At 69.6% G+C, this 24,486-nt stretch carries 21 protein-coding genes, 4 pseudogenes and 1 riboswitch; of the genes and pseudogenes, 7 read left to right on the forward strand and 18 right to left on the reverse strand.

The window, feature by feature from the left end:
- Window positions 1-183: 183 nt before the first annotated feature.
- Window positions 184-1,092 carry an IS982 family transposase gene (locus tag OP79_RS31105; protein WP_033324963.1) on the forward strand — a complete coding sequence of 303 codons (909 nt, stop codon included), beginning with the start codon at window positions 184-186 and terminating at the stop codon, window positions 1,090-1,092.
- Between the two features lie 319 nt (window positions 1,093-1,411).
- Here OP79_RS31105 and OP79_RS31110 read toward each other — a convergent pair whose 3' ends face one another.
- The gene (locus tag OP79_RS31110; RefSeq protein ID WP_063742031.1) at window positions 1,412-2,434 is read right to left on the reverse strand and encodes a Rieske 2Fe-2S domain-containing protein; all 1,023 of its coding nucleotides are present in this window, start codon (window positions 2,432-2,434) and stop codon (window positions 1,412-1,414) included.
- A 192-nt stretch (window positions 2,435-2,626) separates the two neighbouring features.
- Here OP79_RS31110 and OP79_RS31115 point away from each other — a divergent pair, with 192 nt between their 5' ends.
- Window positions 2,627-4,159, forward strand: a complete 1,533-nt coding sequence (locus OP79_RS31115) for a flavin-containing monooxygenase (protein WP_245685511.1) — start codon at window positions 2,627-2,629, stop codon at window positions 4,157-4,159.
- 298 nt (window positions 4,160-4,457) lie between these two features.
- On the opposite strand, the pseudogene OP79_RS31120 reads toward OP79_RS31115, so the two are convergent.
- The 5 genes and pseudogenes from OP79_RS31120 to OP79_RS31140 form a co-directional block, all read right to left on the reverse strand.
- Window positions 4,458-4,673: pseudogene (locus OP79_RS31120) on the reverse strand (GNAT family N-acetyltransferase); the annotation flags it as partial.
- Between the two features lie 90 nt (window positions 4,674-4,763).
- Window positions 4,764-6,368, reverse strand: coding sequence for a solute symporter family protein (locus OP79_RS31125; RefSeq protein ID WP_033324964.1), 1,605 nt, complete (start codon window positions 6,366-6,368; stop codon window positions 4,764-4,766).
- Complete coding sequence (locus OP79_RS50645) at window positions 6,365-7,048, reverse strand: DUF485 domain-containing protein (RefSeq protein WP_051745055.1); 684 nt, start codon at window positions 7,046-7,048, stop codon at window positions 6,365-6,367. Before OP79_RS50645 ends, OP79_RS31125 begins: the two co-directional genes overlap by 4 nt.
- A 424-nt stretch (window positions 7,049-7,472) precedes the next feature.
- Entirely contained in the window at window positions 7,473-10,040 is a 2,568-nt protein-coding gene (locus tag OP79_RS31135) for an ABC transporter permease (protein ID WP_033324965.1), read from the reverse strand.
- A gap of 11 nt (window positions 10,041-10,051) precedes the next feature.
- Complete coding sequence (locus OP79_RS31140; RefSeq protein WP_245685512.1) at window positions 10,052-10,936, reverse strand: ABC transporter ATP-binding protein; 885 nt, start codon at window positions 10,934-10,936, stop codon at window positions 10,052-10,054.
- A 196-nt stretch (window positions 10,937-11,132) separates the two neighbouring features.
- Here OP79_RS31140 and OP79_RS31145 point away from each other — a divergent pair, with 196 nt between their 5' ends.
- Both OP79_RS31145 and OP79_RS31150 read left to right on the forward strand, forming a co-directional pair.
- Window positions 11,133-11,360 carry a hypothetical protein gene (locus OP79_RS31145; protein ID WP_033324966.1) on the forward strand — a complete coding sequence of 76 codons (228 nt, stop codon included), beginning with the start codon at window positions 11,133-11,135 and terminating at the stop codon, window positions 11,358-11,360.
- Window positions 11,361-11,397: 37 nt separating this feature from the next.
- Window positions 11,398-11,742, forward strand: a complete 345-nt coding sequence (locus tag OP79_RS31150; protein WP_051745066.1) for a hypothetical protein — start codon at window positions 11,398-11,400, stop codon at window positions 11,740-11,742.
- Window positions 11,743-11,956: 214 nt separating this feature from the next.
- Here the strand turns inward: OP79_RS31150 and OP79_RS31155 are convergent, their stop codons facing one another.
- The 7 genes and pseudogenes from OP79_RS31155 to bioB form a co-directional block, all read right to left on the reverse strand.
- Window positions 11,957-12,637 carry a class I SAM-dependent methyltransferase gene (locus OP79_RS31155; RefSeq protein ID WP_051745056.1) on the reverse strand — a complete coding sequence of 227 codons (681 nt, stop codon included), beginning with the start codon at window positions 12,635-12,637 and terminating at the stop codon, window positions 11,957-11,959.
- Window positions 12,638-12,732: 95 nt separating this feature from the next.
- Window positions 12,733-12,993, reverse strand: a pseudogene (locus OP79_RS31160) (dethiobiotin synthase); the annotation flags it as partial.
- Between the two features lie 21 nt (window positions 12,994-13,014).
- Window positions 13,015-13,965, reverse strand: coding sequence for a phosphotransferase (locus OP79_RS31165; RefSeq protein WP_033324970.1), 951 nt, complete (start codon window positions 13,963-13,965; stop codon window positions 13,015-13,017).
- An 85-nt stretch (window positions 13,966-14,050) separates the two neighbouring features.
- Window positions 14,051-15,698, reverse strand: a pseudogene (abc-f, locus tag OP79_RS49925) (ribosomal protection-like ABC-F family protein).
- Between the two features lie 251 nt (window positions 15,699-15,949).
- The gene (gene bioD / locus OP79_RS31175; RefSeq protein ID WP_033324972.1) at window positions 15,950-16,669 is read right to left on the reverse strand and encodes a dethiobiotin synthase; all 720 of its coding nucleotides are present in this window, start codon (window positions 16,667-16,669) and stop codon (window positions 15,950-15,952) included.
- A gap of 27 nt (window positions 16,670-16,696) precedes the next feature.
- Window positions 16,697-17,977, reverse strand: coding sequence for an adenosylmethionine--8-amino-7-oxononanoate transaminase (locus tag OP79_RS31180; protein WP_033324973.1), 1,281 nt, complete (start codon window positions 17,975-17,977; stop codon window positions 16,697-16,699).
- Window positions 17,970-19,100 carry a biotin synthase BioB gene (bioB, locus tag OP79_RS31185; protein WP_033324974.1) on the reverse strand — a complete coding sequence of 377 codons (1,131 nt, stop codon included), beginning with the start codon at window positions 19,098-19,100 and terminating at the stop codon, window positions 17,970-17,972. The genes OP79_RS31180 and bioB overlap by 8 nt, the downstream gene beginning before the upstream one ends.
- 199 nt (window positions 19,101-19,299) lie before the next feature.
- On the opposite strand from bioB, the gene OP79_RS31190 reads away from it, so the two are divergent.
- Complete coding sequence (locus tag OP79_RS31190) at window positions 19,300-20,436, forward strand: 8-amino-7-oxononanoate synthase (RefSeq protein WP_033324975.1); 1,137 nt, start codon at window positions 19,300-19,302, stop codon at window positions 20,434-20,436.
- On the opposite strand, the gene OP79_RS31195 is transcribed toward OP79_RS31190, so the two are convergent.
- Together OP79_RS31195 and OP79_RS31200 are read right to left on the reverse strand one after the other, a co-directional pair.
- Window positions 20,417-20,644 carry a DUF397 domain-containing protein gene (locus OP79_RS31195; RefSeq protein WP_033324976.1) on the reverse strand — a complete coding sequence of 76 codons (228 nt, stop codon included), beginning with the start codon at window positions 20,642-20,644 and terminating at the stop codon, window positions 20,417-20,419. The genes OP79_RS31190 and OP79_RS31195 overlap by 20 nt on opposite strands.
- 9 nt (window positions 20,645-20,653) lie before the next feature.
- Window positions 20,654-21,511, reverse strand: coding sequence for a helix-turn-helix domain-containing protein (locus OP79_RS31200; protein WP_033324977.1), 858 nt, complete (start codon window positions 21,509-21,511; stop codon window positions 20,654-20,656).
- Window positions 21,512-21,797: 286 nt separating this feature from the next.
- Here OP79_RS31200 and OP79_RS31205 point away from each other — a divergent pair, with 286 nt between their 5' ends.
- On the forward strand, window positions 21,798-22,241 hold the full coding sequence (locus tag OP79_RS31205) for an ATP-binding protein (protein WP_033324979.1): 444 nt from the start codon (window positions 21,798-21,800) through the stop codon (window positions 22,239-22,241).
- Window positions 22,242-22,323: 82 nt separating this feature from the next.
- Window positions 22,324-22,509, forward strand: a pseudogene (locus OP79_RS52330) (LysE family translocator); the annotation flags it as partial.
- A gap of 23 nt (window positions 22,510-22,532) precedes the next feature.
- On the opposite strand, the gene OP79_RS31210 reads toward OP79_RS52330, so the two are convergent.
- From OP79_RS31210 to OP79_RS31220, 3 genes are all read right to left on the reverse strand, one after another.
- The gene (locus tag OP79_RS31210) at window positions 22,533-23,087 is read right to left on the reverse strand and encodes a DUF6328 family protein (protein ID WP_281193271.1); all 555 of its coding nucleotides are present in this window, start codon (window positions 23,085-23,087) and stop codon (window positions 22,533-22,535) included.
- Between the two features lie 77 nt (window positions 23,088-23,164).
- Entirely contained in the window at window positions 23,165-23,638 is a 474-nt protein-coding gene (locus OP79_RS31215) for a C40 family peptidase (RefSeq protein ID WP_033324981.1), read from the reverse strand.
- A gap of 3 nt (window positions 23,639-23,641) precedes the next feature.
- Window positions 23,642-23,808: riboswitch (cyclic di-AMP (ydaO/yuaA leader) on the reverse strand.
- Between the two features lie 366 nt (window positions 23,809-24,174).
- Complete coding sequence (locus tag OP79_RS31220) at window positions 24,175-24,486, reverse strand: hypothetical protein (protein WP_033324982.1); 312 nt, start codon at window positions 24,484-24,486, stop codon at window positions 24,175-24,177.

The raw sequence follows: 24,486 nt of genomic DNA on the forward strand, positions 1-24,486 counted from the left end.
AGTCGTTCCCACTCGGCATCCGTCAGATCACCCCGTCCCATGTCCATATCAACGACTTGGGAACGGAGTCGTCACATGATCGACCGGACAAGTCCTAGTTGCGGGTATGACACTGGTTCCTCCTGGTGGTGTGGTCCAAGGGGTGCCTGCGGAGACGAAAACGAGGGTGTCCAAGATCGTTTTGTGACGAACGACGTGGACATCCTCGCGACAGCACTCTATGCGCCGACCGACGACATGCTGAAGGAGCATCCCGAGCTGGCGCCGTGGCGCCCGCCGGTCGGCATTACGCCCCGCCTGAGCGATGCCGAACTGGTCACCCTCGCCACGATGCAGGCCATACTCGGCTTCACCTCCGAGGCCAAATGGCTCCGCCATGCCCGTGCCCACCTGCGCCACCTCTTTCCCTACCTGCCCCAGAAGCCCAGCTACACCAAGCGGCTGCGCAAGGCCGCCGGTCTGATGCGAAGCGTCAACCGGGTCCTGGCCGCCACCACCTCGGTGTGGAGCGACGACGTATGGATCGTGGACTCCACCCCGGTGGAATGCGGCCGCTCCCGCGAGACCGTCAAACGCTCCGGCCTGGCAGGCTGGGCCGAATACGGCTACTGCACCAGCCACAGCCGCTTCTTCTGGGGCCTGCACCTGGTGTGCACCCTTCAGGGCCTGCCCATCGCCTTCGTCCTGACCGGGGCCAAGGCCGACGAACGCGAGACCCTCCTCGACCTCCTGGCCGCCGAATGCGAGCTTCTGCGAGAGCGCCCCCGACAGACTCTCATCGGCGACAAGAACTACTTCGGCCGTGGTTTCGAACGCGAACTGTCCGAGCATGGAGTCCAGTTGCTGCGGCCTGCCCGTAAAGGTGAACGGGAACGGCCTGGCGCAGCCCTGTTCAAGCCGCTGCGGCAGGTCATCGAATCGATCAACGAGACCTTCAAGGGGCAGCTTGACCTCGAACGGCACCGAGGGCGCACACCCGGAGGTGCCATAGCCCGCGTCATGCAACGCGTCCTCGCGCTGACCGCCGCGATCTGGCACAACGACGCCACCGGACAAACCGTCCTACGCTCACTGATCGCCTACGATCACTGACCCCTTGGAATAGATCATCTAGGCGATGCCCGGTGTGGGCGTTACGAGCGATGTTTTGACGCTGAAATGACGCACGTCGGCGGGGCGGTGTGCGGGTTGCTCGCCGTGTGCGAGGACGTCAATCACCCTTGAGACGGGTCGGCTGCATCACGCACACCGAAGGGCCCCAACCGCTGGGGAGTCGCTCCTGGCGGGCTACTTCTCGCCGACCAAAGCCCCCACGAAGCGCGCCACCCGCCGCCGACCCGCATCGGAGTAACTCGCCTCTCCTGGGCTGCGCGGTCACTCTCGGCGGGATCAGCAGCACCATCACGTTTCCTCAGGGCGCCGGGTAGAACTGGCGGGCCCAGTGGCGGAACAAGCCGATGGCCTCGTCGCTCGCGGCGAGGCGGGGGCGTGGCTCGTAGCGTTTGGTGTTCCAGATCCTCAGGTCCTGATGGACCTTGCTGACCGCGGTGCGCAGCATCGCGTGGGCGAAGGCCCGGTGCAGGCCACGCCGTGGGAGCGACGCTTCAGTGGCGTCCTGCTTGTGGATGTCTGCACAGGCCGTCGCGACCAGCATGTGGCTGCGTCGCGGGCCGGTCGGTGTGTGCATCGCCCACAGGTAGCTGACGAGTCCGAGCGAGGGCAGCGGGAGCTCGACGCGGAGATATCCCAGCCCGGCCAGGAGGAACGTATGGTCGGCCTGGATCTTCTGCTTGAGGGCGGGAGGCCGGTCCGGCCCAAGGCGCAGACGCATGCGCAGGAGCGGGCCATGGGCCGTCGGCGGGCCGAGTTCCTGCACGGACACCTGGTGCAGGACCGGGAGATGCCGGTAGTCGAGGGTGTTCTCGATGATCTCCTGGGCGTAGGTGTGCACTTCCGTGCTCCAGGCGGCCGTCGGAACGACCCCCGCCTGGGCGGTGCCGGGGACTTCCCAGGCGGGTGGAGCACCATCCGGTTCGTACCAGGCGAAGAGGAAGCCGTTGCGCTCGCTGATGGTGTGGTGCTGCAGGCGGGCGCGCGGGGGCGGGCCAGCGGGCGTGCCGACGCAGGTGCCGTCGGGGGCGAAGGCGAAGCGATGGAAGGGGCATACCAGGTTCTGTCCCTCCACGGTGCCGCCCGCCCCCAGATGAGCGCCCAGGTGCGGGCAGTAGGGATGCACCGCGAGGGGCCGGCCGTCGCGGGTGCGGTAGAGGACGATGTCCTCGTCCATGAAACGGCGGGTCAGGACATTGCCGGGGGCCAGTTCTCGTGAACGCGCCAGGCAGAACCAGCCACTGGGGTAGGGAAGATGCCGCCCCGGCTCGTCGACGGCGGCGTGCGGACCGGGAGACCTGGGCAGTTCGTCCCTCGTCGTCATGACTGGCAGCCAAACACAGGGAAACGCACCGCATGCAGCCCACCCAGCAAGATCACCCTTATGAGGTATCTACCGGCCATATCACCACAGGTGATCGCGGGTGATCCTACGATCGGTCGCTCTGAGTAAGTGGTCAGGGGCGGTTCGGCATCAGCGCCGGGATGCCCACGAGGCAGACAGGGGGCGGCGCTGGTGGCCGACGACAGTATCGACAACCATCGTCATGAAGCGGAAGTCGTCGTCATCGGGGCTGGCCTCTCCGGTGTGGCCGCAGTGATCGCGCTGCGCCGTGCCGGCTTCGACGACGTCGTCGTGTTGGAGAAGTCCGGTCGCCTCGGCGGGACTTGGCGCGACAACACCTACCCAGGATGCGGCTGCGACGTACCGTCGGTGCTGTACGAATACTCCTTCGCACCCCACACGTGGAGCCGGGGCTTCGCTGACCGGTCCGAAATCCTCGACTACCTCGACACCACCGCGGCAACGCACGGCGCGCACAAAGCGATCCGCTACGACACCGAGGTACTGAGCGGCCGCTGGGAGCCGGCAGCGCACCGCTGGAACCTGCGGACCACGTCGGGCACGTACACCGCCCGCGCGGTGATCGTCGCCACCGGCCCCTGGCACCGGCCCCGACATCCCGACATCCCCGGCCTCGGCACCTTCCCCGGCACCGCCTTCCACTCCGCCCGCTGGAACCACGAAGCCGACCTGACCGGACAGCGCGTGGCAGTGGTGGGCACCGGAGCGTCCACCGTCCAGTTCCTGCCCGAGATCCAGCCGAAGGCGGCTCATGTCGACGTTTTCCAGAGCACACCGCAGTGGGTACTTCCGAAACCTGACTACCCGCTCCCGCCGGGGCTCCACCGCTTCTTCGAGCACCACCCGGCAGTGCGCCGCGGACTACGCGGCCTGCACCACTGGACTCAGGAAGCCATCGGAGTACCCCTGCGTCACCCCCGCCTGCTGCGGCCCTTGGAGGCCCTGGCCCGCTTCCATCTGCGTACCTCGGTACGGGACCCCGCCCTGCGCCGGGCCCTTACTCCTGACTACCGCTTCGGCGGCCGCCGCCTGATCACATCCGGTACCTACTACGCTGCCCTCACCCGGCCCAACGTGCGGCTGCACCCCACGCGCGTGACCGCTGTGGAGGGCACCGACGTCATCGGCGCCGACGGCACCCGCACCCGCGCCGACATCATCGTCCTCGCGACCGGGTATCACATCGGGGACATCCCGCTGGCCCCCCATCTGCACGGCACCGAGGGCACATTGGCCCAGTCCTGGGCCGACAGCCGCCGTGCCTACCTGGGCACCAGCGTCAGCAAATTCCCCAACCTCTTCCTGCTCATCGGCCCGAATCTGCTCACCGGCACCACCGCCGTCCCCACCGTCCTCGAAGCCCAACTCCGCTACGTCACCGCCGCCCTCGACCAGCTGCGTGCTGGCGGGTCGTCCGCACTGGATGTCAAGCCCGATGCCGAAGCAGCCCACCAGCAGGCCCTGCGCGAGGCGCTACGCGACACCGTCTACAACGCCGCCGACGGCACCGGTTACTACTTCGGTCTCCCAGGCATCAACACCTTCTGCTGGCCCTGGTCGACCGCCAGGCTCGTCAAGCGCCTGCACGCCTTCGACCCGGAGGTCTACACCTGGTCGCTGCCGGCCCAGGCTGGCGGCCGGCGGGATGGTCTGCCCGCCCGTCCCTCGGGCCGACTCCCGTAGGTCCCGGTCACGCGCTCGTCGAGGGCGGTGGTGGGTAGACCGCAGCGCTGTCCTCCGGGGTGCGGGGGGACACACCGGGGAATCGTGGTCGGTGTGGGGAGCACACCACCCGCATCGTCACCAACCGCGGGGCTGGCGGAACACCCTCGCAGGTGAGGATCACAGGGCCGCTTCCAGCTGTGACCCCTCGGAGAGTCGATGAGGACTGCGGTCTGGCTGTGGTGCCAGGTGCCGTACCAGTAGTTGTGACTCCTCGCAGGACGGTGAGGTGTCGTACGAACTGCTTTCACTCGGCTCGGAGTTGACATGGTGACCCGTCGAAGCCGGCGATGACCGTGCCCACCAGCTCCCCGTCGTACTCGGCGAGGACGAGCGCCTCGGGATCACGGGCGACGAGCCGCTCCACGCCCTCCCGGTCGTCACTGATGCTCGTGCCCTCGGCGGCCACCTTCCAGAAGGCGAGGACGGTGTCGAGGTCGTCAGAGGTGGCACAACGGATGTGGAGATCACTCATGGGGCGAGCCAAGCAGAGCGCCGGCCTGTCTGGCGAACGGTTTCCGTGCCGAGGAGCCCGGGAAACCCGGGCCCCGGCCCGTCCACTGGGTCAGTTGTCGTGAGGTCCCGTGCCTGCGCCGGTGAGGACGCGGATTTCGGTTTCCGTGTAGTCGGCCCCGTCCGGCTGGCTCCGGTCGAGTGCCGAGCCGGCCCAGGCGAGCAGGAATCCCAAGGGAATGGAGATGAGACCGGGGTTGCGCAAGGGGAACAACGCGAAGTCCATGTCCGGCAGCAGCGCCGTCGGGTTGCCCGAGACCGCCGGGGACAGCGCCGTGAGCAGGATGGCGACGATCAGGCCGCCGTACATGCTCCAGACCGCGCCCCTGGTCGTGAAGCCCTTCCACCACAGGTTGAACAGCAGAGACGGCAGGATCGCGGAGGCCGCGATGGCGAAGGCGAGGCTGACCAGGAAGGCGATGTTGAGGTGCTGGGCGATCATCGAGAGGGCGATCGCCGCCACACCGACCGCGCCCACGCCCAGCCGAGCCACGAGGAGTTCGTTCTTCTCGGACGCTTGGCCCCGCATGATCGTCTTGCCGTAGATGTCGTGGGCCAGGGACGCCGCCGCGGTGAGTGTGAGAGCGGCGACGACGGCCACGATCGTGATGAAGGCGACGCAGGAGACCACGGTCAGCAGGACCGATCCGCCCAGGCGCTCCGACAGCAAAAGCACGGCCGTGTTGCCGGAGGCGGCGTCCGCGGCGACGGCCTTCGTACCGATGAGTGCCGCGGCGCCCAGGCCCAGCACCACCTCGAAGAAGGTGAAGGCGATGACCAGTGCGGCCGCCCACGCCGCCGATTTGCGGGCTCTGCGTCCGCTGGAGACCGTTCCGATGCGCATCAGGACATGCGGCAGGGCGGCCGCCCCGAGGATGAACGCCAGTTGCAGGCTGATCTGGTCGATCTTGGTGGTGCGGTCGTGGAACCGGATGCCGGGTTCCAGGAAACGTCCGCCGAAGCCGCTCTTGTCGACGGCCGCGTCCAGCAGGCGCGACGGATTCCAGCCGAACTCCGCCAGGACGGCCAGGACGACGAACAGCCCCGTGGCGAGGAGGAGCACGGCCTTGATGTTCTGCACCAGGGTCGCCGCCCGCATGCCGCCGATGATGACGTAGAGGACCATCAGCAGGCCGAGGCCGGCCACGACGGCTCGTTGGGCGCCGTCTTTGTCCAGGCCCAGGACGGTGCCGGCGAGCGCTCCGGCGCCGATGAGCTGGGCGGTCAGATACAGCAGGCAGACGACCACGCCGGCGATGCCGGCCGCCAGGTGCACGGGCCGGGCGTGCAGCCGCCGGGCGAGCGAGTCGCCGATGGTGAACTTGGAGGTGCTGTGGTAGGGCTGGGCGACCAGCAGTACCAGTACGGACCACGCCACCATCGGCGCCAGTACGTAGGCGATGCCGTCGTAACCGGTGAGGGAGATCAGGCCGGGATTGCCCAGCATCCCCGCCGCGGACATGTAACTGCCGAAGATCGCCAGCCCGTTGACCAGCGACGACAGCCGCCGTTGACCGAGATAGAACCCGCTGAGTTCGTTCTCCTCGGGGAGCATCGACCCGATCGAGAGGAACAGCGTCAGGACGACGCAGAGGCCGAAGGCGGCGAGGACGGGGAAGGCGCTGCCGGAACCGGAGAGCGCGAGGACGTAGTTCACCGGTGGCTCTCCAGGTGTGCGAGGGGGGCGTTGTGGCGCTCGGCCAGCGGCTCGAGCGTGTTCCTCGCATACCGCGAGTACCACAGGACCGCCCAGCCGGTGATCACCAACTGGACCAGGACCAGCGTGAGTCCGATGTTCAGCGGACCCGCCAGGGAGACCGCCATGACACCGGGCGCCTCGTTGGCCAGGACGACGCCGGTCATCTGGGCTCCGAGGACCGAAGCGGCGACCCGTGCCGGGCGGCGGCGTGCGGCACGCAGTTCGCGCAGCGTCACGGTCTGACGGCGACCCGGCGTCAGCGGGGCTGCCGGATCGGACGGTGAGGTCTCATGCCTGTGCGGGGACAGCTCGATGGTGGCTGTGACCGGCTCTTCCCAGGCCGCCCACGCCGGAGGCGGCGCCATGGGCCGGCCGTCGTCCAGGCCCAGGTGCCGGGCCTGCTGAAGCGCCCAGGATCTTCGTCGGTCCCGGACACCCTGAGCGGTGACAGGTGCCCCCTGCACGGACCGCCGGTACAGGTCCAGGAGTGTGGCCGGCCGGCCGACGGACTCGTAGGCCCGGGAGACGACATGCCGCAACTCCGCATCGGAGTAGAGGTTCTCGTGGTCGAGAGCACTGAGGTAGAGGGCGGCAGCGGCGGGAGGGTCTTGATCCGTGAAAGGCGTGCGGGAATCCATGAGTCCACCTCGGCAAGGAGTGGCGTGGAAGGGAGGAGAGCGCGGCATACGAGGGCTTGTGGCCGCACGCGTTCTCCGGGCCCGCTGATGGAGGGCCGGTGTCAGTGACGAAGACGCTCGACAGGGAATGACACCGAAACGGACCGGACCTGCCGCGAACGATGCGCTCGGTTCACCGACCGAGCCGTGTCAGCCCCATCCGGCGTCCTCGCTTCATCGGCGCCAACCGTGCCGCAGTGATCACGGGGCCGACAAGGGCGTGAACGGCAACGATCCGAGGTACTTGCGTACTTTGCGTTCCCTGGCACGCGCAGTGCGTCATACGGATGGACCGGCCGTCCAAGGGACTCCCGAGGACGACCGGCCGCCAGCCCCGAAGCGAACTCTCTTGGCTCAGAGGCCACTTGAAAGGAAAGCGAGTGACTCACTCGTGCGCGATCGCCGCCAGCACGTTCATCCGCGAGGCACGCAACGCCGGCAGCAGCGCCGCCACGATGCCCACGATCGCCGAGCCCACCACGACCGCGACGATGGTGACCCACGGAATCGCCAGCGCCGTCATGCCCTGGAGCGCCAGGACCTGCTGCACGCACACGCCCCACACAAGACCCAGCGCGAGCCCGAGGACCGCGCCGAACACGGCGATCACCACCGACTCCAGGCGGATCATCCGCCGCAACTGCCGCCGGGCAAGCCCGATCGCGCGCAGCAGCCCGATCTCGCGCGTGCGCTCCACGACCGACAGGGCAAGGGTGTTGACCACGCCGAGCACCGCGATGACGATCGCCAGGCCCAACAGGGCGTAGACGAGATAGAGCAGTACGGCGATCTGGTCGCGGACCAGCTGCTTGTAGTCGGCCTGGTCGCGCACCTGCACCTGCGGATACGGGTCGAGCGTCTGCTCCAGGCGCTCGCGCAGCGTGTCGGCGGAGGTGCCCGAGGCCGCGTTCACGTACAGCGTCGAGTCCTGACCGCCGGGCACGTACCGCTCCAGCGTCTCGAGTCCGAAGTACATCGCTCCCTGCGCGCCGAAGCCCTCGCCGCCCTCCTGGTCGGTGAGCGCGGCCACCCGCAGTTCGGTCTGCCGGCCGGCCGGGAACTCGACGGGGATGACACTGCCGATGCGTACGTCGTGGTCCTTGGCGTAGTCGACGTCCATGGCCATGTTCCCGGGCGCCAGCGCCGCCGCCGTGCCGCCCTGCGCGTACGTGATGTTGGCGACCTCGTCGAGCTGGTCGCCGTAGCCTGCCGCGCCCGTCTCGACGCGGTCGCCGTTGGGCAGCCGTGCCGCGATGGCTGCGAACCGCTGGCGTACGACGGTTCCGACGCCGTCCGTTTCGTTCACCTTCTCGGTGATCTCCTGCGGGAACGGCTGGAAGTTGTTGTTCTGGATCACGAAGTCGGCGCCGAGCGTCTCGTCGATCTGCTGGTCGAAGGACTCGGTCATGGACGCGCTCGCCACGGACATCCCGCCGACCAGGGCGAGACCGACCATCAGCGCCGCCGCGGTGGCACCCGTACGTCGCGGATTGCGCAGCGCGTTGCGCTGGCTCATCCGCCCGACCGAGCCGAACAGGGCCGGGAACGCTCCACCGAGGACACGGATCACGGGCCGTACGAGAAGCGGTCCGGCGATCACGGTCGCGATGAGGGTCAGGACGACGCCGAGCGCCAGTAGGGAAGCCGCGGAGCCCGTCTCCGTCGCGGTCACACACCCCACGAGCGCGGCGGCGCCGAGTGCTCCGACGACCGTCCCCACCACGGCCCGTACCCGCAACGGCCGACCCACACCGGCGATTTCGGCGTCGGCGAGCGCGGCCATCGGCGACACCCCGGCGGCCCGTCGCGCCGGCAGATACGCGGCGACGAAGGTGACGCCGACGCCGACGACGTACGCCGAGACAGGGGTCGCCCAGCCGATGACCATCTCGGTGGACTTGAGGTTCATGCCGAGCAGGCCCATCAGCTCGATCAGCCCGAACGCGAGCCCGATCCCCGTGGCCAGGCCGAGCGTGGAGCCCACCAGGCCCAGCAGGGCCGCTTCCAGGAGCACGGACCGGCGCACCTGCCGCCGGTCGGCGCCCAGGGCGCGCAACAGGCCCAGTTCGCGGGTGCGTTGGGCGATCAGCATGGAGAACGTGTTGACGATCAGGAACACGCCGACCAGTACGGCGATCCCTGCGAAGCCGAGCATCACGTACTTGATCACGTCGAGGAAGCCGCCGAGTTCGGCGGCGGCGGACTCGGCCTGCTCGTCGGCGGTCTCCACCTCGTAGGTCTCGGTGCCGATCGCGCGCGAGATGCGCTCCTTGAGAGCGGCGTCGCTCACGCCCTCCTGCGCGGTCACCGCGACGCTGGTGGCAACACCCCTCTTGCCCAGCAGCTCGGTCTGCGCGGTCGGGATGTCGAGGAAGACGAGCGCCGCGCCGGGGTTGGTGGTGGTGAAGGTCGCGATGCCGACGATCTCCACCTTGAACGAACCCGGCTGCGCGATCACGGTGAGCGTGTCACCGATGCGTACGTCCTTGTTGTCGGCCGTGTCCGCGTCGATCAGCGCCTCGCCGGGCCCGCGCGGCTCGTGGCCGGACGTCAGCTCCACGGGGCTGCGGTCGGTGACGTACCAGCCGGCGGCGATGGTGGGCGCGCCGGTGGTCGGGCCCACGGACTCGTTCTCGCTGTTGACGACGGTGACACCCTCGACGGAGACGTCCAGATGCGTGTCGGCGACGCCGTCGACCCGGGCGATACGGTCCTCGATGCTCGCGTCCACGGTCTGGACGGCCCCGGAGGGCAGCTGCGAGTCCAGATCCTCGCGCGGCAGCACGGTCACATCGGCCGACGTGGACGCGAAGAGCCGGTCGAAGGTACGGGTGACCGTGTCCGAGAAGATCAGGCTGCCCGCGACGAACGCCACGGACAGCAGGACGGCCAGCGCCGAGAGCAGCAGCCGCCCCTTGTGCGCGAGGAAACTCCTCAGTGTCGCCTTCAGCACGACGGTCTGCCTCAGTCCTGGTCGGGGGCGATGCCCTGGTCGGGAGCGATGCCTTGATCGGGAGCGATGGCCTTGTCGAGTGCTACGCCCTGATCGCGGGCGGTGCCGTCCTCTGACGTCCCGCGGATGGTGTCGAACCTCTTCATGCGTTCCAGCACCGCCTCCGCCGAGGGCCGCGCCATCTCGTCCACGATCCGCCCGTCGCCGAGGAAGAGCACCAGGTCGGAGTGGGCCGCCGCGCCCGGGTCGTGCGTGACCATGACGACGGTCTGGCCCAGCTCGTCGACGGCCTCGCGCAGAAAGCCGAGGACTTCGAGTCCGGCCCGTGAGTCGAGGTTGCCCGTCGGCTCGTCGGCGAAGATCAGCTCGGGGCGTGAGGCCAGCGCGCGGGCGCAGGCGACGCGCTGCTGCTGCCCGCCGGACAGCTGCGAGGGCCGGTGCTTGAGACGGTCGCGCAGTCCGAGCGTGTCGATGACCTGGTCCAGCCACTTCTCGTCGGGCTTCTTGCCCGCGATGTCCATGGGCAGCGTGATGTTCTCGATCGCGTTCAGCGTCGGGATCAGGTTGAACGACTGGAACATGAAGCCGATCCGGTCCCGGCGCAACCGCGTCAGCTCGCGTTCCCTGAGCCCGGTGATCTCGGTGTCACCGAGCCACACCTGGCCGGCCGACACGGTGTCGAGCCCCGCCAGACAGTGCATCAGCGTGGATTTCCCCGAGCCCGAAGGACCCATGACCGCGGTGAAGCGACCGCGCGCGATGTCCACGTCGACCGAGTCGAGGGCGAGCACGGTCGTCTCACCCGTGCCGTACGCCTTGGTCAGACCACGGGCGCGGGCCGCGATCCCCTCGGCATCCGTGCGCCCGAGGGCGTGCTCCGCAGCTGCTGTGGACAAGGCCGCCTCCTAGGTCGGACTTCGGTGCCCGCGGGCGAGCCTAGTGTGATCCCGCGCACACTTGGTATCCACCAGAAGGTCGAGCCGGTCTCCTGCGCAGGTCGGTGCCCCTGAGTTCGATGTAAGGGGCACCCTTAGTGGATTCCCGATGGATGCGCTCTTGCCCCTGCTAGCACCCAGGCGCTAGCTTCGAAGCATGGCGAAGACCCAACTGAACGTGCGCGTGGACGAGGGCACCGCGCGGGCCGCGCGGGAGCGAGCCCTGGCCCGCGGCATGAGCGTCAACCGCTACATCGAAGAGCTGGTCAGACAGGACACCGGGGAAGTGGGCCACACCTTCGTGGAGGCCGCCGCCGACTTCATGAAGCAGTACGAGTCCGTGTTCGCCGAGGAGTTCGGCCCGGAGCGAGAAGGCCGTCGCTGAACCCTTGAACGTCCATGTCGACCTTGCCTGGCTGCTCATGGTCGCCGAACAGAACACTCCGGGAGATCCCCAGGTCACGGACTGGGGAGCCCTCGTCGCCGCCGTCAGCCGGCACGAGGCGGAGATCTTCGGCGTCCCCGTCTACGACAGTCCGCACGCCCGCGCCGCCGCACTGCTCCAGCTCCTGCTGCACGTACCGGCGCTCGAACGCTCCAACGCGATGTTCGCCATGGCCGTCGCGTACGCCTATCTCGTCGCCAGCGGCCTGAAGGTCGTCACCTCACCCGAGCAGGTCCGCGACCTGGCCCGCCTGGTCAAGACGGGCGAGGCGACGGTGCAGGACATCACGCAGGAGCTGCGCCAGTGGAGCCTCGAACCGTGAGCAGTCCCGGGCCCGACACGTCCCGGCCTCGACACGTCCCTGAGCGGACTCGCCGAAGTCCGGTGCGGCCCCGCGCCCCTGGGAGGCCGCAGGCATCCTTAGGGGCGCGGGGCTGTATCGATTTGCGGCTCCGCCGCGATGGGGGTCCCCCCGCTCGAGCGGAGCCGAGAGTGGGGGAGCGACCAGCCACAACGAACCCGCACTTTCAAACGGCCTAACCCGCGGAGCGAGCCGTGCCGAGCACGCAGTAAGAGCTCGGCATACGCAGCCCCTTCTCGGGCACCAACACCCGCCGGAACGGCCCCAGTTCGTACCCGGCGTCCCGGAGCGCTCCGAGGACGTCCCGGCTCACATGGCAGCCGCCGAACAGCAGCGGCCACACGGTACGGTCCAGGGCGCGCTGCGTGACGCCCATCGCCGCGCCGCCGCCCTTGCCGTGCTCGAAGAACCGCAGCTCGCCGCCCGGACGCAGGACGCGGCGTACCTCGGCCAGGGCCCTCGGCACGTCCCGTACGCTGCACAGCACCAGTGACAGGACCGCCGCGTCGAACGCCTCGCTCTTGACCGGCAGCCCCTCCGCGACGCCCGGCACCACGTCGACGGGCACCCCGGAGCGCAGGGCCGCGGTCACCGCCAACTGCCGCAGGCTGCGCTCGGGTTCGATGGCGACGACCTCCGAGACGGTGCTCGGATAGTGGGCGAAGTTCAGTCCGTTGCCGGCGCCGATCTCGATGACCCGGCCGGAGAGCCCGGCGAGCAGCTCGTCGCGGTGCGGGCCGATGGCGGGCTCGGAGGCGACACTGATTCTGGCGTAGAAGCGGGCGAACAACGGGTGGTGCACCGGGGCCGGGGCCATCCGGCCGGACTTGGTGGTCCGGGAACCGCGTGGTCGCATGGAGACCTCCCCTGGGCGACTGGCGTCACGGCGATTGTCCCCCCGTACGTGCCCCTTCATCCGTCGGTCGCCCTGTGTCGGTCCCGCCCGCGCGCCTACTCCGCCGCCTGGGCCACAGCGAACTCCTCCGCATCCCATGTCCCGCCCAGCGGCCGGGCCAACCGACTCGGCGCGGAGGCACGGAAGTCGGCGGGCCGCAGCAGCCCCACCCCCTCGGGAACCGCCCCCAGCAGCGGAGCTCCTGCCACCATCGGCAGATCCGCGAGGTTGCAACGCGACGCGAGATCCGGCTCGTTCGGCCGGCTGCCGACGACGCCGAGCAAGTCGAGCTGCCGGGCGCTCGGTTCGCGGATGGTCCGCCGGTGTGGGGATCGGCGTCAGTCGGCCATGCCGCCGGCGAACGGCATCGTCTGCCATTGGTCGACGGCCGGCTTGATGTACTCCACCAGCTCGGGCAGTTGCGGCGCGAGCGTGAGGGTGGCGATGGCCCGCAGCATCCCCACGGCGTTCACGAAGCTCAGGACATCCTCGTTCAACGGCCTCATGCCGCCTCGCTGCGCGCCGCGGTTGTAGGCGGATTCGTGGACGGGCCCGAGAGCGGCCAGGTCCCACTCGACGGGGCCCAACGTAACCAGCTCGAAGTCGGAGTAGAGGTCCCTTTCCACGCCGTAGAAGATGTTCGCGGGCGGGGAGTCGCCGTGGATGGGCTGGAGGTCGATCCCCGGGAACGCTTCTTCGAACGCCGTGCGTGAGCGCACGAGAGGCTCCAGGATCTGCCACTCGCGGCGTGCGCGGTCCAGCTCGCTCGCACCGATGAGGCCGGGAAGCTCTTCGAGCAGAGCAAGGCTTTCCGCAATGAACTGCGGATCGGCCGCGGACAGAAACGACAGACGGCCCGGGTATGCACGCATAGCGGCGTGCAGGTCGGCAACGCTTTCGGAGTTCGCCACGTAGTCGGGTTCTTTGTCCCGGTCCTCCTCGACGAACTGCCAGAACGTCATCGAGAACCCGTCGCGCTGAACGGGTTCCCGTGGCACTAAAGAGCTGGGAGGGATCACGGGGGTTCCCTGGTCGGCGAGCCACCGTGCCACGTCCAGTTCCGCCCGCTGGCGGCGCGCAAGGGAATCGAGGCCTTCGTGGTGCGGCAGGACGGTGGGAATCCGGGCCACGACCGGTGAGGGCGCAAGATGGACAACGACGGAGAAGACGTCATGGAGCACCGTGGCATCAGCCACGGTGAGTCCGAGATCACGCCCTGCTCCGACAGCCGCGTCGACTGCGGCGGAGGTGCGGTGGGCGACGTGTTGTGGTGTCACGAAATCGGTCATGGCTCAGTCGTTCCCATCGTTTCGTTGCAGGTGAATTTCTGACTGTCGGGCAGGTCGAGGCGTGCAGCCGGTTTCCCGGCCAAGGTCAGCATCTGCGGCCGCCGCGCAGCTCCAGCCGCTCCCCTGGGAAGCGCTCGCGGAAGCCGCGGTCGTGCGAGACCACGACCACCGCCCCCGGGTACGCCGCGAGCGCCGCCTCCAGGTCCTCGACCAGGTCGAGCGCGATGTGGTTCGTCGGCTCGTCGAGTACGAGAAGGTCCGCGGGCCGGGTCACCAGGCTCGCGATCTGCAGCCGCCGCTGCTGCCCCGCGGACAGCGCCGCGACCGGGACGTGCAGGTCCTCCTCACGGAACAGGCCCAGCGCCAGCAGCTGTTCGGCGTACTCCTCCGGCAGCCCGGGCCGTCCGGCCGCGAAGGCGGCGAGCAGCGGGAGCCGAGTGGAGCGCGCGGGCAGCTCCTGCGCCAGGTACCCGATCCGGGCGGAGCGGCGTACCGCGCCCGTGTCCGGCTCCAGGTCGCCCGCCAGGACGCGCAGCAGCGTCGTCTTGCCCGCCCCGTTCTCGCCCGTGACCAGCAGCCGCTGCCCGGGCGTGATCGTCAACAGCCCGTCCAGACGCAGCCGTTCACCGACGGCCACGCTGTCGAGCTCGACGAGCGGGCGGTCGACGGGATGCTCCCCGTCCGCCGCCGTCAGTGCCGCCGTGAACCGCAACGGTTCCGGCGGCGGCGCCACCGGGTTGCGTCGCAGGTGGGCCAGCCGCTCCCGGGCCGCCCGCACTTGTCCGCCGAGCTTCGCCTCGTGCGAGCGGCGGTGCTTGCCGAAGCCCTGCCGCGGGTCCTTGCCGGTGGTGGCCAGCCGCTTCCCGGCGGCCTCGAGCAGCTCCTCGGTACGGGCCACCTCCTCGAGCCAGTCCGCGTACTCCTGCTCCGCGCGGCGCCGGGCAGCGGCCTTCGCGGCGCGGTAGCCGGCCCAGCCGTCGCCGTACCGGTGCACCGTGCGCGCATCCCGGTCGACCTCCAGGATCGTGGTGGCGATGCGCTCCAGGAAGCCGCGGTCGTGGGTGACCGCGACAACGGTGCCGCGGTGCGCGCGCAGATGCTCCTCGAGCCAGCGCACGGCCGCCGCGTCGAGGTGGTTCGTCGGCTCGTCGAGGAGCAGCAGTTCGGGGGGCGGCGGCCAGCACACAGGCGAGCGCGAGCCGGGACTGCTCGCCGCCGGAGAGCGAGCCGAGCACGCGGTCGCGGGTGATCCCGGCGAGCCCGAGCCCGTGCACGGCGGCATCCACACGGGCGTCCGCCTCGTATCCACCGCGTTCCTGGTACGCGATCAACAGCTCGCCGTATACGGCGAGTTCGTCCTCCGACGCCTCGCCGAGGCGTTCTTCCGCCACGCGCAGCCGGCGCTCCATGTCGCGCAGTTCGGTGAGGGCGAGGTCGACGGCGTCCTGCACGGTGCAGACCGGGTCGAGGTCGAGGGTCTGGGTGAGATGGCCGGTGCCGCCGGGGAAGCCGACGGTGATCTCCCCGGCGTCCGGCATCTCGGCCGCGGCAAGCAGCCGCAGCAGGGTCGACTTGCCGGAGCCGTTCTCGCCGATGACGGCGGCCTTCTCACCCGGGCGGACGGTGAAGGTGACCTGGTCGAGGACGGTCCGGGTGCCGTAGGACTTGGTGACGTTCTTGACGGACAGCTGTGCCACGGCGGCGGGCACAGCTGTATGGGCGCGTTCGTGCATGTGACTTTCCCTGGGGATGCGACATGTCTACGGGCAGCAGAAACGGCGGCGTCGGCCGTACCCGGACTCAGAGAAAGTAGAAGAAAGCCATGCGTGCACTGTAGCAAGACGATGCGTATCGTCTCCACTCGTGCGCCTCGCTAAGCCTGTGATCCGCACCACCCGCCCGCGCCCGCCGTCCCGCACCCGCACCACACGCCGACGGCACCCGAGACTTCGAACGCGCCCGTACGGAGCTGCTGTCCGGCGGCCTACTCCGCCGCCTGCGCCACAGCGAACTCCTCCGCATCCCATGTCCCGCCCAGCGGCCGGGCCAGCCAACTCGGCGCGGAGGCACGGAAGTCGGCGGGCCGCAGCAGCCCCACCCCCTCGGGAACCGCCCCCAGCAGCGGAGCCTCCGCCACCATCGGCAGATCCGCGAGGTTGCAACGCGACGCGAGATCCGGCTCGTTCGGCCAGCTGCCCACCACGACCCCGAGCAAGTCGAGCTGCCGGGCGCGTAGTTCGCGGGCGGTCAGTTCCGTCGTGTTGAGGGTGCCGAGCCCGGCGGACGCCACCACCAGCACAGATGCGTCCAGCAGGCGGGCCACGTCCGCCAGCGTGCCGCCCGAGTCGTCGAAACGTACGAGCAGCCCGCCCGCCCCCTCGACCAGCACGATCTCGTGTTCGGCGGCCAGCTTGCCCGCCGCCTCCGCCACTTCGGGTGCCCGCACGGGCGGGAGCCCCGCTCTGCGGGCAGCCGTCGCGGGCGCCAACGGCTCGGGATAACGGGCGAGTTCGAGCGTGGTCACCGAGCCCGCGAGCCGGGCCACCTCGTCGGCGTCACCGCGCTCGTCCGGCCGTACGCCCGTCTGCGCGGGCTTGAGCACGGCCACGGACCGTCCGGCGGCGACGGCAGTCGCCGCGACGGCCGCCGTCGTGACCGTCTTGCCGACCTCCGTGCCCGTCCCCGTGATCACCAGTACCGGCATGGCACCTCCCCGCTCACTCTCACCTGCTCACCCTTCCCGCGCCGCCGCACACACCGCGCGCGCGATCCGAGCCACGTCCGCGTCGCCCGTCACGTACGGCGGCATCGTGTAGACGAGGTCGCGGAACGGCCGCAGCCACACGCCCTCGCGCACCGCCGCCCGCGTCGCCGCCGTCATGTCGATGGCATGATCCAACTGCACGACACCGATGGCACCGAGCACGCGTACGTCCCGCACTCCCGGAAGCTCCGAAGCCGGTGCCAGCCCCTCCCGCAGCCCCGTCTCGATGCGCTTGATCTCCGTCTGCCAGTCCTGGCCGAGGAGCAGGTCGATGGAGGCGCAGGCCACCGCGGCGGCGAGCGGATTGCCCATGAAAGTCGGGCCATGGGCGAGCACCGGGACCTCGCCCCGCGAGATCCCCTCGGCGATCCGCGACGTGCACAGCGTCGCCGCCATCGTCATGTAGCCGCCGGTCAGCGCCTTGCCCACGCACATCACATCCGGCGTCACCCCCGCATGGTCCGCCGCGAACAGCGCACCCGTACGCCCGAACCCGGTCGCGATCTCGTCGAACACGAGCAGCACGCCGTACGCGTCGCACGCCTCGCGCAGCACCCGCAGACAGCCGGGGGAGTGGAACCGCATCCCGCCCGCGCCCTGCACCACCGGCTCCACGATCACCGCGGCCAGTTCGTCGGCGTGGCGCTCGATCAGCGAGCGCAGATGGTCGGCGTACGACTCCTCGTACGCGACCGGAGGCGGATCCGCGAACACCTGCCGGGGCAGTACCCCCTGCCACAACTCGTGCATCCCGCCCTCGGGATCGCACACCGACATCGGCTGCCAGGTGTCGCCGTGATAGCCGCCGCGCCAGGTCAGCAGGCGCTGCTTGCGCGGGCGGCCGAGCGAACGCCAGTACTGCAGGCACATCTTGACCGCGACCTCGACCGAGACCGACCCGGAGTCGGCGAGGAAGACATGCTCCAGGCCCTCGGGTGACATGTCGACAAGGCGCTTCGCCAGCCGTACGGCGGGCTCATGCGTGAGCCCGCCGAACATGACGTGGCTCATCCGCCCGAGCTGGTCGCGCACCGCGTCGTTGAGCACGGGGTGGTTGTAGCCGTGGATGGCGGACCACCAGGAGGACATGCCGTCCACCAGCTCGTCCGGCTCACCGGCGATCGTCAGCCGTACTCCGCTCGCCGACTCCACGACGAGCGGTTCCTGTCGGCCGGGCATCGGCCCGTACGGATGCCATACGTGCCGACGGTCCAGGTCGAGCAGCTCGCTCACGGGCAGGTCAGGCATTGGGTGCGAGATCCGTTCCGGCACCCCGACGGCGTACGGCGACCAGATCCGTACGCGCCTCGGGGACCGCGTCCGAGTCGGCGGAACCGCAGGCGCCCCGCGAGCCGCATCCGCCGGACGCCCGGTGCTCCGGCAGCGTGACCTCGTCCGTGCCCTCCACCTCGAAGCCGGCGTCCGCGATCATGTCCAGGTCCGCCCGGCCCGCCTGGCCCTCGCTGGTGAGGTAGTCGCCGAGGAAGATCGAGTTGGCGAGGTGCAGCGCGAGCGGCTGCATCGTACGGAGATGGACCTCGCGGCCGCCCGCGATGCGCACCTCCACGTCCGGGCAGACGAAGCGGACCATCGCGAGGATGCGCAGACAGCGCTGCGGGGTGAGATGCCACTCCTTGGCCAGTGGGGTGCCCTCGAAGGGGATCAGGAAGTTCACCGGCACGGAGTCCGCGTCCAGCTCACGCAGCGCGTAGACGACGTCGACCAGGTCCTCGTCGCTCTCGCCCATGCCCGCGATCAGACCGGAGCAGGCCGACAGGCCCGCCGCGTGCGCCTTCTGGACTGTGTCCACGCGGTCGGCGTACGTGTGGGTGGTCGTGATGTCCCCGTACGTACTCTCGGACGTGTTGAGGTTGTGGTTGTAGGCGTCCGCGCCCGCCGCGTGCAGCCGCTCGGCCTGGCCGTCGGAGAGCAGACCGAGGCAGGCGCACACCTCGACGCCCTCGTTCTGGTCCTTGATCGCCTTGATGGTGTCCGAGACCCGGTCGACGTCACGGTCCGTCGGCCCGCGCCCGCTCGCCACCAGACAGACCCGCTTGGCGCCGCCCGCGAGCCCGGCAGCCGCCGCCTCGGAGGCCTGGTCGGGCTTGAGCCAGGTGTACTTGAGGATCTCCGCCTTGGAGCCGAGGCGTTGGGAGCAGTAGGAGCAGTCCTCGGGGCACAGGCCCGACTTGAGGTTGACCAGATAGTTGAGTTTCACCCGTCGGCCGAACCACTGTCGCCGTACCTTGCCGGCCGCGGCCACCACATCGAGGAGTTCGTCGTCGGAGGTGGCCAGCACGGCCAGTGCCTCGTCGCGGGTCGGCAGTTCGCGCCGAAGCCCCTTGTCCACCAGCGTGTTCAGCAGGTCCATGGGGTCAGATCCTGGCCTATCCGAGGGGGCCGGGCCAAGGAGAGTTCGTACAACACAGTCAGTTCGAGGTGTGGTTTTTTCCACATCATGGGTGGCGGGCCGGGCGGCTAGGGTCTGTGGACTGCCTACAAAGCAACGCCTGCCAAGCGCTGCCTGTACGAGGCACTCTCACGCAAGAGCTTCAAGGCCCGGAGGACACATGGCCGGATCGCCGTTCGAATGGATCGACGAACAGGCGCGTACGCGGCGCCGGGCCGGACTCGTCCGCACCCTGCGCCCCCGCCCTGCGGACTCCCCGCTGCTCGATCTCGCGAGCAACGACTATCTGGGCCTGGCCCGGCACCCCGAGATCACCGAGGCCGCCGCGCACGCTGCGAAGGTGTGGGGCGGCGGCGCCACCGGCTCCCGGCTCGTCACCGGCTCCACGGAGCTGCACGCCGAACTCGAGCGTGAGCTGGCCGAGTTCTGTGGCTTCGAGTCCGCGCTCGTCTTCTCCTCGGGTTACGCCGCCAACCTCGCGGCCGTCACCGCGCTGGCGCCGCACGGCTCCCTCGTCGTGTCGGACGCGGGCAACCACGCCTCGCTGATCGACGGTTGCCGTCTCGCGCGCGGCACCACGCAGGTCGTCGCGCACGCCGACCCCGAGGCCGTACGCAAGGTGCTCGGCACCCACTCCGGACCCGCCGTCGTCGTGTCCGACACGGTCTTCTCGGTGGACGGCGACGCGGCCCCGCTCGCCGAACTCGCCGGTGCCTGCCGGGAGTTCGGCGCCGGTCTGCTCGTCGACGACGCGCACGGGCTCGGCGTACTCGGCGACGGCGGCCGGGGCACACCGCACGCGGCCGGGCTCGCGGGCGCGGCCGACGTCGTCACCACCGTGACGCTGTCGAAGTCGTTCGGCAGCCAGGGCGGCGCCGTCCTCGGCCCGGCCCGCGTGATCGACCATCTGGTCAACGCGGCCCGCACCTTCATCTTCGACACCGGTCTGGCCCCGGCAGCCGCGGGCGCAGCCCTCGCGGCCCTGCGCCTGCTGCGCCGGGAACCGGAACGAGCGGCACGCGCGCGTGCCGTGGCCACGACCCTGCACTCCCGCCTGACCGCCGAGGGGCTCGAAGCGGTACGGCCGGACGCCGCCGTCGTCTCCGTGCGCGCAGCCTCGCCGGAGCAGGCCGTGCGCTGGGCGGCGGACTGCCGCGAGGCGGGACTGGCCGTCGGCTGCTTCCGTCCCCCGTCGGTGCCGGACGGCATCTCACGGCTGCGGCTCACCGCCCGTGCGGACCTCACCGACGGGCAACTCGACCATGCCGTACGGGTGATCAGCGCAGCGCGTCGATAAAGCCCTCCCAGGCCGAAGGGGCGAAGAGCAGGGCGGGACCCGAGATGTTCTTCGAGTCGCGCACCGCAAGAAGTCCGGCCCACGGGCCGGAGCCCGGACGGGCTGTCTCGACGCAGTTGTTCATTCCCGTGCTGCGACTGCTGCGCTGCCACCGCACTCCGTGCAGACGGGTGCTGGAAGGTACGTACCGAGGCAGGGGGGTGGGCATGGTGCCTCCTTACTCGCCGTCAGCCAGACCGGCGATGAAATCCAACGATTCCTTGGGCGAAAGGGCGTGGATCTGAAGGGAGTTGAAGGCCTCGGTGTAGGCCTGAAGGTCCTCTTCCCTTTCGAGATAGAGGCTATTCGTCAAGTGGTCGAGAACAACCACATCCAGATCAGAAGTGGTCAAAAATGAAAACATAACGAAGGGTCCGGTCACCCCGACATGGGCCCCCACTCCGAACGGCAGCACCTGGATCCGCACATGAGGCAGTCGGGCGGCGTCCCGCAGACGCCTCAACTGCCGTGCCATCACCCCCGGTCCGCCGACCGACCGCCGTAGCACCCCCTCATCCAGGACCGCGCTCAGCCGCAGCGGCGTTTTCGAGCGCAGCACGTCCTGGCGGGCGAGGCGCACCTCCACGAGCGCGTCGACCTTGTCGTCCGGCAGCCCGTCCAGGGCGGCCCGGGTCACCTCGCGGGCGTACTCCGGGGTCTGCAACAGTCCGGGGACCACGGAGTTCTCCAGGGTGCGCATCGCGCTCGCCTGCGACTCCAGGCTGATGAAGTCGCGGTACGTGGGCGGCAGCAGACCCCGGTAGGCATTCCACCAGCGGTGCCGGCCGTCGCCGTCGGAGCCCGCGAGTACGACGAGCAACTCCAGCAGTTCCGGGTCCCGGACGTCGTACGCGTCGAGGAGCCGCCGTACGTCCGCAGGTCTGACCCCGCTGCGGCCGGTCTCGATCCGGCTCACCTTCGACTGGTGCCAGCCGACACGCCGGGCGGCCTCGCCGCTTGTGAGGCCCGCGCGGGTGCGCAGGGCGCGCAGCTCGGCGCCGAGCTTGCGGCGGTGTACCGCGGGTCCATGTTGCATGGTCGTCTCCTTCCGACCGTCGCGCCGACGCTATAGCGTCGGGCGTCACGGCGACGGCAGAAGACGACCCGGTCACTCGTCCGAATGACCACCCTGGGCCTCACCCAAATACGGTCGGTCGTCGGAGAGTTCACCGCTTCGAGGGACAGATATATGCATATCTCGGTGGATCGGCACCGAGACCGGCGCGGTAGTGGCAGTCTGGCGCGCAGCACCAGTCCGGGACCGTACTCGAACCTCCGCTCCGTGTCGGACTCCGGTCCCGTGGGAAAGGGACGACCGCGCCATGGCAGACCACCTGGAAGCATCCGTCACTCTGCCGAGCGATCCCGCCTCGGTCTCCACCGCTCGTACCTACGTCGTCGACGTCCTTGCCGAATGGGGCCTTCCGCCGGACACGGAAGTCGCCGACACCGTCCGGCTCATCGTCTCCGAACTCGCCACCAACGTCGTGCAGCACACCCTCGGGCAGTCGCCCACCTTCACGGTGGACCTCGCTCTCGACCGTGACGAACAGCTGTGCATCGGCGTGACCGACAGCCACCCGCGCTTCCCGAAACGGCTTCCCGCGGCCGTCCAGCAGGACAACGGCCGGGGGATGGTGATCATTCGCTTCCTCACCGCCGAGTGCGGCGGGAAGCTGACGGTCCGGCCCACCCGTGAGGGCGGCAAGACGGTCTCGGTCATGCTGCCTTGGACGACTCCGGTCCAGCCGGTGCCTGCCGACTGAGGGCCGCTGACCGTCAGCCCGGTGGGGACGCGCGGCCGAAGGCGCCGCGCAGCAGAGCACGGAAGGCGTCGGCCGCGGGTGCCTGCTGCCGCAGTTCGTACCGGCCGGAAGTCCCGCGATGCCGCGGACGCCGGTCCTCGCGCTGCTCGTGGACCGGCTCGGCCGGTGGCTGCGCAGGCCGCGTACCGCCCGGGTCATCGAGGCCGTCACCGGAACCGCACTGACGGCGCTGGGACTGGGGCTCGTGCTCGAACCGCTGCCGACCTGAGCCGGAGAGCCGGCCGGCAGGGCTCAGGAATCGTTCGGGTTCCTGCCGCCGGCCCGTTTCATCAAGAACGGCACGAGCCCCCACAGGCCGAGGCAGATCACCATGGTGGCCGCGCCGGACAGGATCCCTTCCAGCCGGCCCGCCGTCACATCCACGACCAGCAGGACCGACCCGGTGAGCGCGAACGCCAGCACACCCATCCCGATCTGGGCGAGATGCGAGGAGACCGCCACGATCTGCGGCTTGGCGCCCTGCTGGAACAGCCGGCGGTGCAGGGCGGCCGGTGCCGTGAGGAGTACGGAGGACAGCACGGCGAGCAGCAGCGTCGTGATGTACGTGGCGCGCTGCACCGAGTCGAGGTCCGGGAAGCGCGGGGTGAACGCGAGACTGAGCAGGAACGCGAAGAGGATCTGCACACCTGTCTGGGTGACCCTCAGCTCCTGGAGCAGTTCGATGAAGTTGCGGTCGGCGCGCTCGAGCGGCGTCTCGCGCCGCGCGAGCGGGCTTTCGGCGCCCGGACGCTCGGCGCCTGGACGTCGCTCGTCGGGCTCGCGGTCTCTGGGCGGTTGGTGGGCCATGGATGAATGAGTAACCCGTCAGCCGCCCGAATCACGCCCGTGGGGTGGCGGCGATGACCGCCGCCACCCCAGGCGTGTCACCTGACCCGGCCGTACCAGACGCTCTTCGTCCAGATCTTCTGCAGCTTCACCACGTCCCCGGTCTTCGGGGAGTGCCAGATCCGTCCCTTCCCGGCGTAGATGCCGACGTGGTACACGTTCCGGCCCGAGTGGAAGAACACCAGGTCTCCCTGCTTGCGGCTCGAAGCCGAGATATGGCGCGTCTTGTTGTACTGCTGCGCGGCCGTGCGGGGCAGCTTCTTCCCCACCTTCTTGAACGCGTAGAGCGTCAGCCCGGAGCAGTCGAAGCGCCTGGGCCCCTCGGCTCCCCACTTGTACGGGGAGCCCTTCTTGGAGGCCGCCACCTGAAGCGCCTTCTTCGCTGGGGTGACTGCTTCGGCGTCAGATGCGACGCCGGGGGCCACAACACTGCCGCCGACAACGGCGACGGTGAGAGCCGATGCGGTACCGGCTCTGGTCAACAGCGACGGGACACGATTGAGCGCAGACATGCGCAACCCTTCGTCAGCCGCCTGTGAAGGATGACCTGTCGGATTCGGGCTGGCGAAGTTGCCCGGCCGCGGTGTGCGGCTTCACCCCAAGGACCACTCGGAAGTTCTCCGGCGGCCCGTCGTGCCTGGGTCCTCCACTCCTGCCGATCCACTTCTGTCGACCCGTCATCCGGGCGGCGGCAGGACTCGGCGTCCGCCCGGACCGCCCCGCCGCTGCGGCGGGGGCTTGTCGTCGGAAGGGATCTTTACGCACGAACGTCGGAAAGTCCGAACGGAATCGGTGGTTTGTGGGCTTACTCACCCCTCAGCCGTTCGGGTGGACGGGCCTGCTTTCGAACGAGAGTTGAGGGGGCGAGGAGCCTCGCACCAGCGCCGGAATGTCTGATTCCGGTATTGGAGTACGCGCGTTGCGCAAGTCATTCGGGTCTTTGAACGTAGCTCTGTCTACGCCGTTCAGGGGTACGTCATTTGGCCCGTTTCAACCTTGTCCGGACGCCTCGTCAGTTGTCCGCGAGACGCCCGGACCGGTTGGTGCGTCAGATGCCGGAGGGTCCCGGAGGCAGGGTGACGCGGGCCGCCCGGCGTTCACCGTCGAGCACCCGCAGTGCCCGCGTCAGGGTCGGTGTGTGCAGCTCGTGCTCGCCCCGCTGGTGCATCAGGGTCAGCGCGTCGCGCAGCGCGGCGGCCTTGGCGACCAGTGCCTGTGCCGCGCGCAGCCCGCCGTAGGTGTCGCCACGGTTCGCCGGATTGATCCGGCCGAGAAGATCGAGCACCTCCAGATAACGGTCGATCAGTTCACCCTCCGCCCGGGTCAGCGCCGGCAGCGGGGGCAATTCGGGTGGGAGCAT

The organism is Streptomyces yerevanensis, assembly GCF_000716805.1.
Lineage (GTDB): Bacteria > Actinomycetota > Actinomycetes > Streptomycetales > Streptomycetaceae > Streptomyces > Streptomyces flaveus.